The sequence below is a fragment of the Stenotrophomonas maltophilia R551-3 genome (assembly GCF_000020665.1).
In the GTDB taxonomy this organism is placed as follows: Bacteria; Pseudomonadota; Gammaproteobacteria; order Xanthomonadales; family Xanthomonadaceae; genus Stenotrophomonas; species Stenotrophomonas maltophilia_L.
In genome coordinates this window covers 1241555-1255588 of sequence record NC_011071.1, presented here as the reverse complement: position 1 = coordinate 1255588, position 14034 = coordinate 1241555, and the positions used below count along the sequence as shown (strand labels likewise).

Sequence of the window (14034 nt, the reverse complement as noted above, 5' to 3'; positions counted from 1 at the left end):
TTCCTCAGACCAGCTGCAGTTCGAACGCCTTCAGTACGGCACGCGTACGGTCGCGGACGCCCAGCTTGGAGAGGATGTTGGACACGTGGTTCTTGATCGTACCTTCGGCCACGCCCAGCGAATTGGCGATCTCCTTGTTGGAGAAACCACTGGCCATCAGCCGCAGGATCTCGGTCTCGCGGTCGGTCAACGGATCCGGGCGATCCAGGCTGACGAAGTCGTTGCGCATGTGCTCCAGGCCGGACAACAGGCGCTGGGTCACCGCCGGCTGCACCAGCGAGCCTCCGTCGGCCACCGTGCGGATGGCGCCGACCAGCTGCGCCAGGGTCACGTCCTTGAGCAGGTAGCCCTTGGCGCCGGCCTTGAGTCCGGCCAGCACCAGCTGATCGTCGTCGAAGGTGGTGAGGATGATGGTCGGCGGCAGTTGTTCCTGACGGGACAGCATCTGCAACGCCTCCAGCCCGGACATCACCGGCATGCGCATGTCCATCAGCACCACGTCCGGGCGCACCTGCGGGATCAGCTCCACCGCCTGCCGGCCATCGCCGGCTTCGGCCACCACTTCGATACCGTCGTCGAGCGCCAGCAGGGAGCGGATTCCCTGCCGCACCAGGGTTTGGTCGTCGACCAGGCAGACGCGAATCATCAACGCACTCCTTCAGGAACCTTGGTAAGGGCGGCCACCAGCACCGTTGCCGGCACCGTCGCCCGCAGGCGGAAGCCTTCGCCGGGACGGGTCTCGACCTGCAGCTGGCCACCACATTGTTGCAGGCGCTCGCGCATGCCGCGCAAGCCATTGCCGACATTGACCATTTCCGCGCCGACACCGTCGTCGCGGGCCTCGATCACCACCCGGTCGGGGGCTTCACGGTACACCTTGATCCACAGCTGGCGCGCACCGGCATGGCGCACGGCGTTGGTGATGATCTCCTGGGTGCAGCGCAGCAGGACGTGGGCCCGCTGCGGATCCTCCACGTTCAGCGAGTCCTCGATCTCCAGCTGGATGTCCAGCGAGGGCACGTTCTCGGTCAGCGGCCGCAGCGCGGCAGCCAGGTCGATGGCACCGGTCTCGCGCAGCTGGCTGACCACCTCACGAACGTTGCCCAGCAGCAGCTTGGCCAGGCCATGCGAACGCTTTACATGCTCCAGGGCCTGGCCCTCGGCCAGATGGCTGGCCACTTCCAGGTTCAGGGTCAGTGCGGTCAGCTGATGCCCCAGAAGATCGTGCAGCTCGCGCGAAATGCGGGTTCGCTCGTTGACCCGGGCACTTTCGGCCAGCAGGGCGCGGGTCGCGCGCAGCTCCGCGTTGAGCCGGCGCTGCTCGTCTCGGGCCTCGGTCTGCTGGCGGGCGACCAGGCTGGTCACGAAGATGAACATGGAGAAGCCGCCGTACAGCAGCGACTGCATCACTGCCTCGAACAGCGGGAAGCGCAGCAGCATGTAGTAGACCGGGGCCACCGCCAGCTGGCTGACCAGCAGCCACAGCACGCCCAGCCGCACCGACAGCATCCAGGGAATGACCCCGGCGGCGACCATCATCAGGATGCTGCCCAGGCCCGAGCCACTGAGGAAGCTCACCCCCAGCGCCGAGACGGTCAGCAGCAGGAGCAGCCCGCGGTCCAGCCAGCTGGTATGGCTGTCGCTGCGCAGGATGCGGGTCAGCCAGTAGTAGGCGGTGCCGAAGGACAGGTAGGCGACGAACAGCAGGATCGCCCAACCGCCCATGTCGTTGCGGCTGTGCAGGTTCTCGAACTGCGAATACGCCAGCGGCAGTCCGACCATGACCCAGGTGAACAGGCCGGCCAGGCGGAGGACGCGTGTATGGCTGAGGACTCCCAACATGCCAGCACTCTACGGGCCCAGCCTGCGTCCCGCACCCCACGGAAGTCATGCCCGCCCGGTCGCCTGTTCATGCCGCAGCCCACCCCGGGCATGCAATAATCGTGCGCAGGGTCCTTTGATGGACCAACCGCGTTACCCCACGGAGTCACAATGTCGATTGTCATCCGCGACGTGCGCGAGCACGAGCTCGATTCCGTCCTGGCTTTGAACAACAACGCTGGCCTGGCCATCCTTCCCCTGGATGCGGCACGCCTGCGCCTGTTCTATGAAACCGCTGAATATTTCCGCGTCGCCGAGCGCGACGGCAACCTGGCCGGCTTCCTGATCGGCTTCGGCAGCGACAGCCAGCACGACAGCAGCAACTTCGCCTGGTTCAAGCAGCAACTGGACACCCCGTTCTTCTATATCGACCGCATCGTGGTCGCCAGCCGCCGTCGCGGCGGTGGCGTCGGCCGCGCGTTCTATGCCGACGCGCAGAGCTTCGCCGAGCTGCGCTATCCGCAGATGACCTGCGAGGTCTTCCTCGACCACGGCGCCGATGCCGCCCTGCTCTTCCACGGCAGCTTCGGCTTCCGCGAGCTGGGCCAGAACACCATGCCGCACGTCGATGTGCGCGCCAGCATGCTGGCCAAGGAACTGTGCAGCTACCCGTGGGTCCAGGAGACCTACGGTGACAAGCTGCCGGATGTGGCGTGGACACGTGCCCGGCAGCTGCCGGCGCAGGCACAGCGGCCGACGGGGACCTGAGCGTGGCGGTGAATTTCGATTACGAACAGGCCGGTGAACTGAAGATCGGCCAGGTGGGCATCGCCAACCTGCGCATCCGTACCCTTGATGTCGAGCGCCTCGTGCAGGAAATGCACGAGCGCGTGACCCGCGCGCCGAAGCTGTTCGGCCGTGCGGCGGTGATCCTCGATTTCGGTGGCCTCAGCCAGGTGCCGGACGTGGCCACCGCACAGGCGCTGGTCGATGGCCTGCGCAGTGCCGGCGTGCTGCCGGTGGCACTGGCCTATGGCACCAGCGCGGTCGACCTGCTCTCGCAGCAGCTCGGGTTGCCGCTGCTGGCCAAGTTCCGCGCCCAGTACGAGCGTGCCGAGGCCGAACCGGCTCCGCCACCGCCCGCACCGGAACCGCGCCGGGCCGCGCGCGCCGAACCGAAGCCGGCCCCGGCCACGCCGGTGGCCAAGGTCGCCGATGCGGCTGCACCGCAACCGGGCCGCATGCAGCTGGGCAACGTGCGCTCGGGCCAGCAGCTGTACGCGGAAAACTGCGACCTGACCGTGATGGCTACCGTCGGCGCTGGCGCCGAAGTCATCGCCGACGGCAGCATCCATATCTACGGGACCCTGCGCGGCCGCGCGCTGGCAGGGGCCCAGGGCAACACCGCGGCACGCATCTTCTGCCGTGATTTCCATGCGGAACTGGTCGCCATTGCAGGCCACTACAAGGTACTGGACGATGTCCCGGACACCCTGCGCGGCAAGGCCGTGCAGGTGTGGCTGGAACAGGACCAGATCAAGATCGCTGCGCTGGACTGACGCAGCACCCAAACAGAATCATCAGGAGAAGTCCTTTGGCTGAAATCATCGTAGTCACCTCCGGCAAGGGCGGCGTCGGCAAGACCACTTCCAGCGCAAGCCTGGCCTGCGGCCTGGCACGGCGCGGCAAGAAGGTGGCGGTGATCGACTTCGACGTCGGCCTGCGCAACCTCGATCTGATCATGGGCTGCGAACGCCGCGTGGTGTACGACTTCGTCAACGTCGTGCACGGCGAAGCGACCCTCAAGCAGGCCCTGATCAAGGACAAGCGCTTCGACAATCTGTACGTGCTGGCTGCCTCGCAGACCCGCGACAAGGATGCGCTGACCCAGGAAGGCGTGGGCAAGGTCCTGAAGGACCTGGCCGCTGACGGCTTCGATTACATCATCTGCGACTCCCCGGCCGGCATCGAGAAGGGCGCCTTCCTGGCGATGTACTTCGCCGACCGCGCCGTGGTCGTGGTGAACCCGGAAGTGTCCTCGGTACGCGACTCGGACCGCATCATCGGCCTGCTCGATTCGAAGACCCACAAGGCCGAGTCCGGCCAGGACGTGCCGGCCTTCCTGCTGCTGACCCGCTACACCCCGGTGCGCGTGGAAAGCGGCGAGATGCTCAGCATCGCCGACGTCGAGGAAGTGCTTGGACTGAAGGCGATCGGCGTGATCCCCGAGTCGGGTGACGTGCTCAACGCCTCCAACAAGGGCGAGCCGGTCATCCTGGATGTCGAGTCCGCTGCCGGCCAGGCCTACGACGACGCCGTCGCGCGCATCCTCGGCGAAGAACGCCCGATGCGCTTCACCAACGTCGAGAAGAAGGGCTTCTTCAGCAAGCTGTTCGGAGGGTAAGCATGGGCCTGTTTGATTTCCTCAAAGCGAAGAAGACCACCGCCGAAACCGCCAAGAACCGCCTGCAGATCATCATCGCGCAGGAACGCAGCAACCGCGGCGGTCCCGATTACCTGCCGCTGCTGCAGCGCGAGCTGCTGGAAGTGATCAAGAAGTACGTCAACATCGACGTCGATGCGGTGAAGGTCGACCTGGTCAAGGATGGGCAGCACGACGTGCTGGACATCTCCGTGGCGCTGCCGGAAGGCCCGGACAAACCCTGACCCCCTGCCCCGCCCGTGCCTGCATGGGCGGGGCTGCATGACCCGCATGACCGACACCACGCCCGAACCGAACGTCACCCGCGTCGGCGATATCGCCTTCGCCGATGCGCAGCGCCTGCTCGCCGCACACGATCTGCGGCTGCACCACGTCGCCGCCGGCGCGCCGATTCCCGGCAGCTACTGGGGCGAGCCCGAAGCCGGCATCATCGCCAGCGACGTGTACGTGCGCGATGACACCCCCGTGCACTCGATGCTGCACGAGGCCTGCCACCTGATCGTGCTGCCGCCCGAGCGCCGCGCGCAGGTGCATACCGATGCCACCGACTCGGTGCCCGAAGAGGACGCCACCTGCTACCTGCAGATCGTGCTGGCCGGCCACCTGCCCGGTGTCGGCAGCGAACAGCTGATGGCTGACATGGATGCGTGGGGGTATACGTATCGACTGGGGTCTACGAAGGCGTGGTTCGAGCAGGACGCCGAAGACGCGAAAGCGTGGTTGATCGAACGCGGATTGCCGGTCGCGTAACGCATCGGTAGTGCCGGCCGCTGGCCGGCAACCTCATGAACCCGTGAAGCATTACCTGATTGCCGGCCAGCGGCCGGCACTACCCCATCAGCCCTGCCCCGCCAGCGCGCGCAGGGTGATGCCGACGATGTAGGCCAGGTAGGTGCCGGTGGCGTAGCCCATCGTGCCCAGCAGCACACCCACCGGTGCCAGCGCCGGATGGAACGCGGCCGCCACCACCGGTGCCGACGCGGGTCCGCCGATGTTCGACTGCGAACCGATCGCGAAATAGAAGAACGGCACTTTCAACAGCTTGCCCAGGCACCACAGCAGCGCGATATGCACGCTGATCCAGATGATGCCAAGCAGGAACAGCCACGGGCGGTCCAGCAGCGCCAGCAGATCCATCTGCATGCCGATGCAGGCGATCAGGAAGTACAGCAGCAGCGAGCCCAGCCGCGAGGCACCCGCGCCTTCCAGCGTGCGTGCGCGGGTGAAGCTCAGGCTCAGGCCCAGCGTGGTCGACAGCACCACCACCCAGACAAACGGTGCGTCCAGGCTGAACTGCGAGGCCCAGCTGACGTTGAGCTTGAACCATGCCGCCAACGGCGCGCCGATCGCATGCGAGAGGCCGACGCCGCCGAAGGCCACCGCCACGATCAGCATCAGGTCGGTCAGGCTGGGAATGCGCTCGTGTTCGGCCTGGAAGCGCGCGATGCGCTCCTTCAGCTCATCGATCGCCGAGGTATCGGCACCACTGCGCGCGTCGATCTTCGCCGCGCGCCCGGCCAGGAAGATAAGCGCGGCCATCCACACATAGCCCACGCCAACATCGACCACCGCGAACTGGCCGAAGGTGGTGGCGTTGACGTCGAACACTTCGCGCATCGCCAGCATGTTGGCACCGCCGCCGATCCAGCTGCCGGCCAGCGCGGCCATGCCGGCCCAGGTATCGCCGGCCACGGTTTCCGGATGCACGGCGCGCATCAGCAGGAAGGCCACCACCGCGCCCAGCATGATGCTGGCCGAGGCGCCCAGGTACATCAACACCAGCTTCGGACCCAGCCGCAGGATGCCCTTGATATCCACCGCCAGGGTCAGCAGGATCAGCGCCGCCGGCAACAGGATGTCACGCGCGATCGGGTTGTAGAGCTTGGTGTTCTGGCCGTCGATCAGGCCAACGGTGTTGTAGATGCCGGGGATGAGGTAGCACAGCAGCAGTGCCGGCACGAAGGTGTAGAAGCGCTTCCACAGCCCCTGCTCGCGCGAGGCGGTCCAGAACACGGCGCCGAGGGTGGCGGCGATCAAACCGAAGACGACGATGTCGTTCTGGATCAGGGCGGTCGAAGGCATGCAGGCGCTCTGGGTAGAGCCGGCCGCTGGCCGGCTGCTGTTGGCGGCAGATCAGGATGGTGTGCCGACCAACGGTCGGCACCCACCGGTACAGCAGATGGTGAAACAAAAGCGCCGCCCCGAAGGGCGGCGCTGCAGTCATCAGTTGCCGATGTGCTGCTTCAGCCAGGCATTGACGGTGTCATGCCACAGGATGCTGTTGTTCGGCTTCAGCACCCAGTGGTTTTCATCCGGGAAGTACAGGAACTTCGATTCGATGCCCTGGCGCTGGGCAGCAGTAAACGCGGCCAGGCCCTGCTCGACCGGAATACGGAAGTCCTGCTGGCCGTGGATGACCAGGATCGGCTTCTTCCAGTCCGCCACGTGGTTGACCGGGTTGAACTTCTCGTAGTTCGCCGCCTTCTGGTACGGCGTGCCGCCCTGCTCCCACTCGGTGAACCACAGTTCTTCGGTGGCGTAGCCCATCATGCGCTGGTCGAACACGCCGTCATGGTTGACCAGGCACTTGAACGGGCTGTTCCAGTTACCGGCAATCCAGTTGACCATGAAGCCGCCGTAGCTGGCACCCAGCGCACAGGCCTTGTCACCGTTGAGGAAGGAATACTTCTTCAGCGCCGCATCCCAGCCCTTCTGCAGATCTTCCAGCGGGCGGTCGCCCCAGTGCTGGCTGATCGCATCGGTGAAGGCCTGGCCGTAGCCGGTGGAGCCATGGAAGTCGATCATCACCACGGCGTAGCCCTGGCCGGCGTAGGTCTGGGGGTTCCAGCGGTAGCTCCAGCCGTTGCCGAAGCTGCCCTGCGGGCCGCCGTGGATCAGGAACGCAACCGGGTAGGACTTGCCTTCCTGGTAGTTGTGCGGCTTGACCACGTAGCCGTGGACGGTGTCGTTGTTCCAGCCCTTGAACTCGAACTGCTCGTAGTCACCGAAGGACACGTCCTTCAGCACCTCGCCGGCGGCCGGGGTCAGCGCGCGCAGTTCGCCGATCGGCTGGCCGGCGGTCGGCAGCAGGCCGACCAGCACCTGGTCGTTGCTCTTCAGGCTGTTGCGGGTGATCGCCACGCTGGTGCCGGCCACGTCCACCGAGGTCACGCTGCCGTCGCCGATCAGCTTGGTGGCCTTGCCGCTGGCCACGTCGATCTGGAACAGCGGGTGTTCGCCGAGGTCATCGGCGGTGGTGTAGATGCTGCTGCCATCGGCGGACAGGGTGATGCCGCCCGCCGAACGATCCCACTGCGGCGCGATCTCGCGGGTCTTGCCGCTGGACACGTCCATCGCCATCAGGCCGAAACGGTCGGCCTCGAAGCCCGGGCGCTTCATCGCACGGTAGAACAGCGTCTTGCCGTCGGCGCTGAACACCGGGCCGGCATCCCAGGCGGGGTTGGAGGCGGTCAGGTTGACCGGCGCCTGCTTGCCCGCAGCGTCGAAGCGGTACAGGTCGAAGTTGGTCGACCACGGCTCCTGCTTGCCGGCCACGCGGATGCTGGCGACCACGCTGGCGCCATCCGGCGACCACGCGAAATCATCGTTGCCACCAAACGGCTTGGACGGCGCATCACCATCGATGGTCGCGCTCAGCGCCGAAGCACCCTTCACCGCACCGGCCTTGCCTGCCGGCAGGGGTGCCACGAACAGGGTGTTGCGGCGGCCATCGTTCCAGGTATCCCAATGGCGCACGAACAACGAGTCGAAGACCTGGCCACTGGCCTTGGCGTCCTTCTTTTCCTTCAGCTTCTTCTCGGTGCAGGCGAGGTCCGAGGCGCAGGCCTGGAACACGCCGGCACTGAACAGCACGCGGTCGTCCTGCGGCGACACGTGGTAGCTGTCCACGTCCACCGGGAAGTCGGTCAGCTGGCGCGGGGCGCCGCCACTGATCGGCTGCGCGTACAGCTGCTGGCTGCCGTTCCTGGCGCTGAGGAAGTACACGGTCTGGCCATCGGCCGACAAGGAGGCGGAGTTGACGTTCCAGCCGGCCGGGGTGATCTGCTTCGGCGGCGCTGCATCGCGGGTGCGCAGGTTGCGCGCGAACAGCGCCGTGCTCGACTTCAGCGCGGCATCGGTGCTGCGCTTGGCGAACACCACGGTGCCACCGTCAGCAGTCAGTACCGGCGCGGAGACGCGGTCCATGGCCACCATGTCGCGGACTTCCAGGCCACGGGCAGCGGCGACGCTGGGCAGGGCAGCCAGCAGGCTCAGTGGCAACAGGGCATGACGCAGTTTCATCGGAGTCTCCGCAGGACGGCAAAAAACCGATGGTAGGCCTGCGCGGGCGGGGCTGCCAAGGCCATCGGTCATGGCTGCCGGTGCAGGCCGACCGCGCCGCCAGAAAAAGCAAACCCCGCCGAGGCGGGGTTTGTTGAGGAATGCCGGGGTCGGATCCGATTCCACCGGAATCGGCTCTGACCCCTGCCGTGCAGCCGGCGGCGAACCCGGGGTCAGAGCCCTTCCCTACGGGAAGGGATCCGACCCCATGGCCCTTACGCTACGGCGCGCTTGCCGGTGCGGTAGATCAGCCAGCCGACCAGGAACAACACAGCCAGGCCGATCCACTGCGCGGCCGGCAGATGGAACGGTACGGCCAGCACATCGGCGCGGCTGCTGACCACGATCGGCACGGCGATGGCGATACCCATCAACGCCTCGCCGGTGATCAGGCCGGCGGCGAACAGCACGCCCGGCTTGTGCACGCGGTCGCGGCCTTCTTCATCGTCGGCGCGCACCTTGTGGAAGCGCTCGACCAGGTAGGAGATCAGGCCGCCGAGGAAGATCGGCACCATCAGCTCCAGCGGCAGGTAGATACCGATCGCGGCGGCCAGCACCGGCACGCGGAAGCGCGCGTTGCGCGACTTGAGCCAGCTGTCGAAGGCGATGATGGCCGCACCGACCACGGCACCGATGCCGATGAAGGTCCACGGCAGTTCACCACCGAACAGGCCCTTTGCGACCGAGGCCATCAGGTTGGCCTGCGGCGCAGCCAGCGCGTTCGGGTGCAGCTCGGACTTGACGCCGATGCCGTAGGCGGTGGCCAGCAGGTTCAGCACCGGGGCCATGATCAGCGCGCACGAGAATGCGCCGATGCCCAGCATCAACTGCTGCTTCCACGGTGTCGCGCCAACAATGTAGCCGGCCTTCAGATCCTGCAGGTTGTCACCACCGACCGCGGCGGCGCAGCACACCACCGCGCCGATCATGATTGCCGCCACCGCACCCAGCGGCGCGCCGAAGGCACCGACCGGCTGCAGGCCGTCCTTGCCCAGCAGCAGCACCAGCACCGCAGAAGCGAACAGGATGGTGGAGATGGTGATGCCCGAGACCGGGTTGTTGGACGAACCGATCAGGCCGGCCAGGTAGGCCGACACCGACACGAACAGGAAGCCGGCGACGATCATGATCAAGGTCATCGGGATCGACACGTGCCACTGGCCGACGATGGCCTGGTACAGCGCCAGAAGCGGCAGGGTGAACACCACCAGGGCCACCAGCATCCACTTCATCGGCAGGTCGCGTTCGGTGTGCGCCAGTACCGGGCCACCGCTCTTGCGGGCAGCGGCAAAGCCGCTCTTGACGCCGTTGAGCAGCGACTTGCGCAGCGAGATCAGGGTCCAGATGCCGCCGATCAGCATCGCGCCCACACCCAGGTAGCGCATCTTCGCGCCCCAGATGGCGAACGCCGCCTCGGTGGAGGATGCGGTAGCGACCGAGGCGGCCAGGCCCGGATCGGTGTTCATGAAGAACGCCTGGTAGATCGGAATGGCGATGTGCCAGGTCAGGATCGAGCCGGACACCACCACGATGCCGACGTTGAGGCCGACGATGTAGCCCACGCCCAGCAGCGCCGGGGACAGGTTGGTGCCGATGAAGGCGGTGACCTTGGAGCTGCCGACGTAGGCCGAGGTAGCCCAGGCATCGGGAATCAGGCGCATGCCGCTTTCCGCGGCCAGCTTCACGAACGCACCGATCACCGCCGACAGGCCGAGGATCTTCAGGCCCGGGCCCGGGTTCTCACCGGCCTTGAGCACTTCGGCCGCGGCCTTGCCTTCCGGGAACGGAAGCGGGTCTTCAACGATCATCGAACGCCGCAGCGGCACCGAGAACAGCACGCCCAGCAGGCCGCCGAGACCAGCGATGCCCAGCACCCACCAGTACTTGAAGTCGGGCCAGTAGCCCATGATCACCAGCGCCGGGATGGTGAAGATGACACCGGCGGCGATCGACGAGCCGGCCGAGGCGCCGGTCTGCACGATGTTGTTTTCAAGGATGGAACCGCCACCCAGCAGGCGCAGCACGCCCATGGAAATGACCGCGGCGGGAATCGCGGTGGCGATGGTCAGGCCTGCGAACAGACCGAGGTAGGCGTTTGCGGCCGACAGCACCACTGCCAGCACGATGGCAAGGACCACCGCGCGGAAAGTGAGCTGCTTGGGCGCAGCGTCATGGTTCATGAAAGCCCCTGCTGGCAAAAAATCCCTGCCACGCTAGCGTTCAGGCTCCGGCAAGTCCAGCGTGCCAAAGGATGTGGCCCGATGCTGCGGTGCGATGGACCCGCACATGCACGGGCAACCGGCCGATACAGCAAAGTCGGAGTGGGCAGGGACACAATTGATATGTTATATCTTTCTTTTGCCCCGTCACGTCCTGCATCACATGCCCTCTTCCCCCACCCCGCGCCTGGCCTCCATCGACCAGCTGCGCGGCACCGTGATGCTGCTGATGCTGCTCGACCACGTCCGCGAGACCTTCTTCCTGCAATACCAGGTCAGCGACCCGATGGATGCGTCCACGGTCTCTCCCGCCCTGTTCGCCTGCCGTCTGCTGGCGCATCTGTGCGCGCCGGTATTCGTGCTGCTCACTGGTCTGTCGGCCTGGCTGTACGGCCAGCGCCAGCCGGATCCACGCCGCGCCACCGCCACCTTCCTGCTCAAGCGCGGCCTGTTCCTGGTGGTACTGGAACTGACCCTGGTGAACTTCGCCTGGACCTTCCAGCTGCCGCCGGACACGTTGTACCTGCAGGTGATCTGGGCCATCGGCCTCAGCATGATCGCGCTGGCCGGCCTGATCTGGCTGCCGCGCCCCGCCTTGCTGGTGCTGGCAGTTGCGCTGGTGGCCGGCCATAACCTGCTCGACGGCGTGCGCATGGAAGGCAATGGCGCGCTGGCAGTCCTGTGGAAGGTGCTGCACCAGCGCGACTGGATCGAGGCCGGGGCACTGCGATTGCGCACCTCCTACCCGGTGCTGCCGTGGATCGGGGTGATCGCGCTGGGTTACCTGATGGGACCGTGGTTCGCCCGCGAGCGCGCGCCGGAGCAGCGGCAGCGCTGGCTGTTCTGGGCCGGTGCGGGGGCGCTGGCCCTGTTCGCATTGCTGCGCTTTGCCAACGAATACGGCGATTCCCCCTGGCAGTACCAGACCACCGTGCTGCGCACCTGGCTGAGCATCTTCAACGTCACCAAGTACCCGCCGTCGCTGCAGTTCCTGCTGTTGACGCTGGGCGTGGGCCTGTTGCTGTTGCGACTGTACGAATGGCCGCCGTTGGCACGTGCGCTGCGGCCATTGGCCGATATTGGTGCAGCACCGATGTTCTTCTACCTGCTGCACCTGTATGTGCTGAAGGGGCTGTACCTGGCGGCGCTGGCCGCCTGGGGCCCGACCCACGGCGAGCTGTATGCGCTGGATTCGGTCAGCGGCCTGCTGCTGGTGGCCTGTGCATTGGCGGTGGTGATGTATCCACCGACGCGGGCATTCGCGCGGTTCAAGGCGCGAAGGCGCGATCTGGCGTGGTTGCGGTACCTGTGACCCCGTTCGCCGGGCATGGCCCGGCGCTACCGGGTGCGGCGCCGGTTACGGGCCTATAATCGCGCCCTTTCCTGCTGTCCCCGCCGTCGATGACCGTTGCCGCTACTGCTTCCGACGACTTCCTGGGCCATCCCAAGGGCGTCTACGTCTGCTTCTTCACCGAAATGTGGGAGCGCTTCTCCTTCTATGGCATGAAGGCGCTGCTGCTGCTGTATCTCACCAAGTACCACCTGTTCGGCGACAAGGCCGGCCTGGACCTGCTCGGTGCCTATGGCGGCCTGGTGTACTGCATCCCGGTGTTCGGCGGCATGCTGGCCGACCGCTGGCTGGGCATGCGCCGGGCAGTGCTGTTCGGCGGCATCCTGCTGGTGCTCGGCCATCTGGGCATGGCCTTCGAGGGCCACGCCGCCTACCGGGTCAACGGCGAAGTGGTGCGCGACACCTCGGCACTGGCGGTGACCTACCTGTCGCTGGCGCTGATCATCATGGGCGTCGGCTTCCTCAAGCCGAACATCTCCACCATCGTCGGCAAGCTGTACGCCAAGGACGACCCGCGCCGTGATTCGGGCTTCTCGCTGTTCTACGCCGGCATCAACCTCGGCGCGCTGTTCTCGTCGCTGGTGTGTGGCTTCCTCGGCGAGGCCTACGGCTGGAAGTACGGTTTCGGTGCAGCCGGCATCGGCATGCTGGCCGGCCTGGCGATGTTCCTGTGGGGCCAGAAGTACCTGCAGGGCCATGCCGAACCGCCGCGCCCGGCCGCGCTGAAGCAGAAGGTGCTGGGCCTGCCGCGCGAATGGCTCATCTATCTGTGCGCGGTGCTCGGTGTGCTGCCGGTCGCGTGGCTGATGTGGGCGGCCGGCAACGGCGCGTTCGCGCTGGGCGGTGAAATCAGCCTGGCGCTGATGCTGATGCTGGTGGTGCTGGGTGGCGTGCTGGTCTGGTTCGCCTGGTTCACCGGCAGCAAGTGCACGCCGGTAGAGCGCCAGCAGATGATCGCGCTGATGGTGCTGATCTTCATGGCGCTGGTGTTCTTCACCATGTACGAGCAGTCCTACGGCTCGTGGGTGACCTTCACCGACCGCCTGCTGACAAAGGACATCGTGCCCTCGCTGGTGATCACCGGCGGTACGCCGCTGCCGTGGTCGATCATCTCGCTGCTGCTGGCACCGCTGGGCTTCGTGGTCAGCGCGCGCCTGTCCGAACGGCGCCCCGGCTCGACCGCACCGCGTGCGTTCTTCATCGGCATCGTTGCGCTGATGCTGGTGCTGCTGGTGCGCGACTGCCTGGTGATTCCGCAGACCGCCGGTTCGCTGACCTACCTGGGCGGCCTGTTCCTGGTGCTGCTGGCACCGGCCTTCGCCGCGTTGTGGACCTGGATGGACCGCCGCGGCTGGGAACCGGGCAAGCCGGTGAAATCAGCGTGGGGCCTGGTGATCGGCGCGCTGTCGTTCGTGCCACTGGCGCTGGCCGCACAGCAGGTCGGCGCCACCGGCGAGATGGCCAGCGTGTGGTGGCTGGTGCTGGCCTACTTCCTGCTGGCCAGCGGTGAGATGTGCCTGTCGCCGGTCGGCCTGTCGGCGGTAACCCAGCTGGCCGTGCCGCGGGTGATGAGCCTGATGATGGGCACCTGGTTCCTGGCAACCGCGTTCTCGGAAACGCTGGCCGCGCTGTTCGGCAAGCTGGCCGCGATCGAAGTGCCGGAAGGCGAAACGCTGGACATGGTGGCTGCCGCCGGCGCCTATGCGCACCTGTTCTGGCTGCTGATGTGGATCGGCCTGGGCTGCGCGGTGCTGGCCTTCATTGCTGCGCCACTGCTGAAGCGGATGATGCACGGGGTGAAGTAATTCCCGCGCCTGCGGAAAACCAGGGCGGCGGATCGAACATCCGCCGCCCTTTGC

The 14034-nt window shown here is 66.4% G+C and carries 12 protein-coding genes; 7 read left to right on the top strand and 5 right to left on the bottom strand.

Features of this window, described 5'->3' with window-relative positions:
* Positions 1–4 precede the first annotated feature (4 nt).
* Positions 5–646 (bottom strand): response regulator, encoded by a 642-nt coding sequence (locus SMAL_RS05650; RefSeq protein WP_004148082.1) that lies wholly within the window; start codon positions 644–646, stop codon positions 5–7.
* On the bottom strand, positions 646–1842 hold the full coding sequence (locus tag SMAL_RS05645) for a sensor histidine kinase (protein WP_004148080.1): 1197 nt from the start codon (positions 1840–1842) through the stop codon (positions 646–648). Before SMAL_RS05645 ends, SMAL_RS05650 begins: the two co-directional genes overlap by 1 nt.
* A 150-nt stretch (positions 1843–1992) precedes the next feature.
* Here SMAL_RS05645 and SMAL_RS05640 point away from each other — a divergent pair, with 150 nt between their 5' ends.
* The 5 genes from SMAL_RS05640 to SMAL_RS05620 are packed head-to-tail and all read left to right on the top strand — an operon-like array spanning position 1993 to position 5014.
* Positions 1993–2589, top strand: coding sequence for a GNAT family N-acetyltransferase (locus SMAL_RS05640; protein WP_004148078.1), 597 nt, complete (start codon positions 1993–1995; stop codon positions 2587–2589).
* 2 nt (positions 2590–2591) lie between these two features.
* On the top strand, positions 2592–3380 hold the full coding sequence (minC, locus tag SMAL_RS05635) for a septum site-determining protein MinC (protein ID WP_012510400.1): 789 nt from the start codon (positions 2592–2594) through the stop codon (positions 3378–3380).
* 35 nt (positions 3381–3415) lie between these two features.
* Positions 3416–4225 (top strand): septum site-determining protein MinD, encoded by an 810-nt coding sequence (gene minD, locus SMAL_RS05630; protein WP_004148075.1) that lies wholly within the window; start codon positions 3416–3418, stop codon positions 4223–4225.
* Between the two features lie 2 nt (positions 4226–4227).
* A complete protein-coding gene (minE, locus tag SMAL_RS05625; protein ID WP_004148073.1) occupies positions 4228–4488 on the top strand; it encodes a cell division topological specificity factor MinE in 261 nt (86 codons plus the stop codon).
* 46 nt (positions 4489–4534) lie between these two features.
* Complete coding sequence (locus SMAL_RS05620) at positions 4535–5014, top strand: hypothetical protein (protein WP_032969226.1); 480 nt, start codon at positions 4535–4537, stop codon at positions 5012–5014.
* Between the two features lie 87 nt (positions 5015–5101).
* Here SMAL_RS05620 and SMAL_RS05615 read toward each other — a convergent pair whose 3' ends face one another.
* The 3 genes from SMAL_RS05615 to SMAL_RS05605 all read right to left on the bottom strand — a co-directional run bounded on the left by SMAL_RS05615 (position 5102) and on the right by SMAL_RS05605 (position 10785).
* The gene (locus SMAL_RS05615) at positions 5102–6346 is read right to left on the bottom strand and encodes a DUF819 family protein (RefSeq protein WP_012510399.1); all 1245 of its coding nucleotides are present in this window, start codon (positions 6344–6346) and stop codon (positions 5102–5104) included.
* Positions 6347–6487: 141 nt separating this feature from the next.
* Positions 6488–8566: an alpha/beta hydrolase family protein gene (locus SMAL_RS05610; RefSeq protein WP_012510398.1), complete on the bottom strand. Its 2079-nt coding sequence runs from the start codon at positions 8564–8566 to the stop codon at positions 6488–6490.
* A 254-nt stretch (positions 8567–8820) separates the two neighbouring features.
* A complete protein-coding gene (locus SMAL_RS05605) occupies positions 8821–10785 on the bottom strand; it encodes an OPT family oligopeptide transporter (protein WP_004148011.1) in 1965 nt (654 codons plus the stop codon).
* Positions 10786–10987: 202 nt separating this feature from the next.
* Between SMAL_RS05605 and SMAL_RS05600 the strand changes: the two genes are divergently transcribed.
* Both SMAL_RS05600 and SMAL_RS05595 read left to right on the top strand, forming a co-directional pair.
* Positions 10988–12136, top strand: coding sequence for an acetyltransferase domain-containing protein (locus SMAL_RS05600; protein ID WP_012510397.1), 1149 nt, complete (start codon positions 10988–10990; stop codon positions 12134–12136).
* Between the two features lie 89 nt (positions 12137–12225).
* Positions 12226–13980: a peptide MFS transporter gene (locus SMAL_RS05595; protein WP_012510396.1), complete on the top strand. Its 1755-nt coding sequence runs from the start codon at positions 12226–12228 to the stop codon at positions 13978–13980.
* Positions 13981–14034 lie beyond the last annotated feature (54 nt).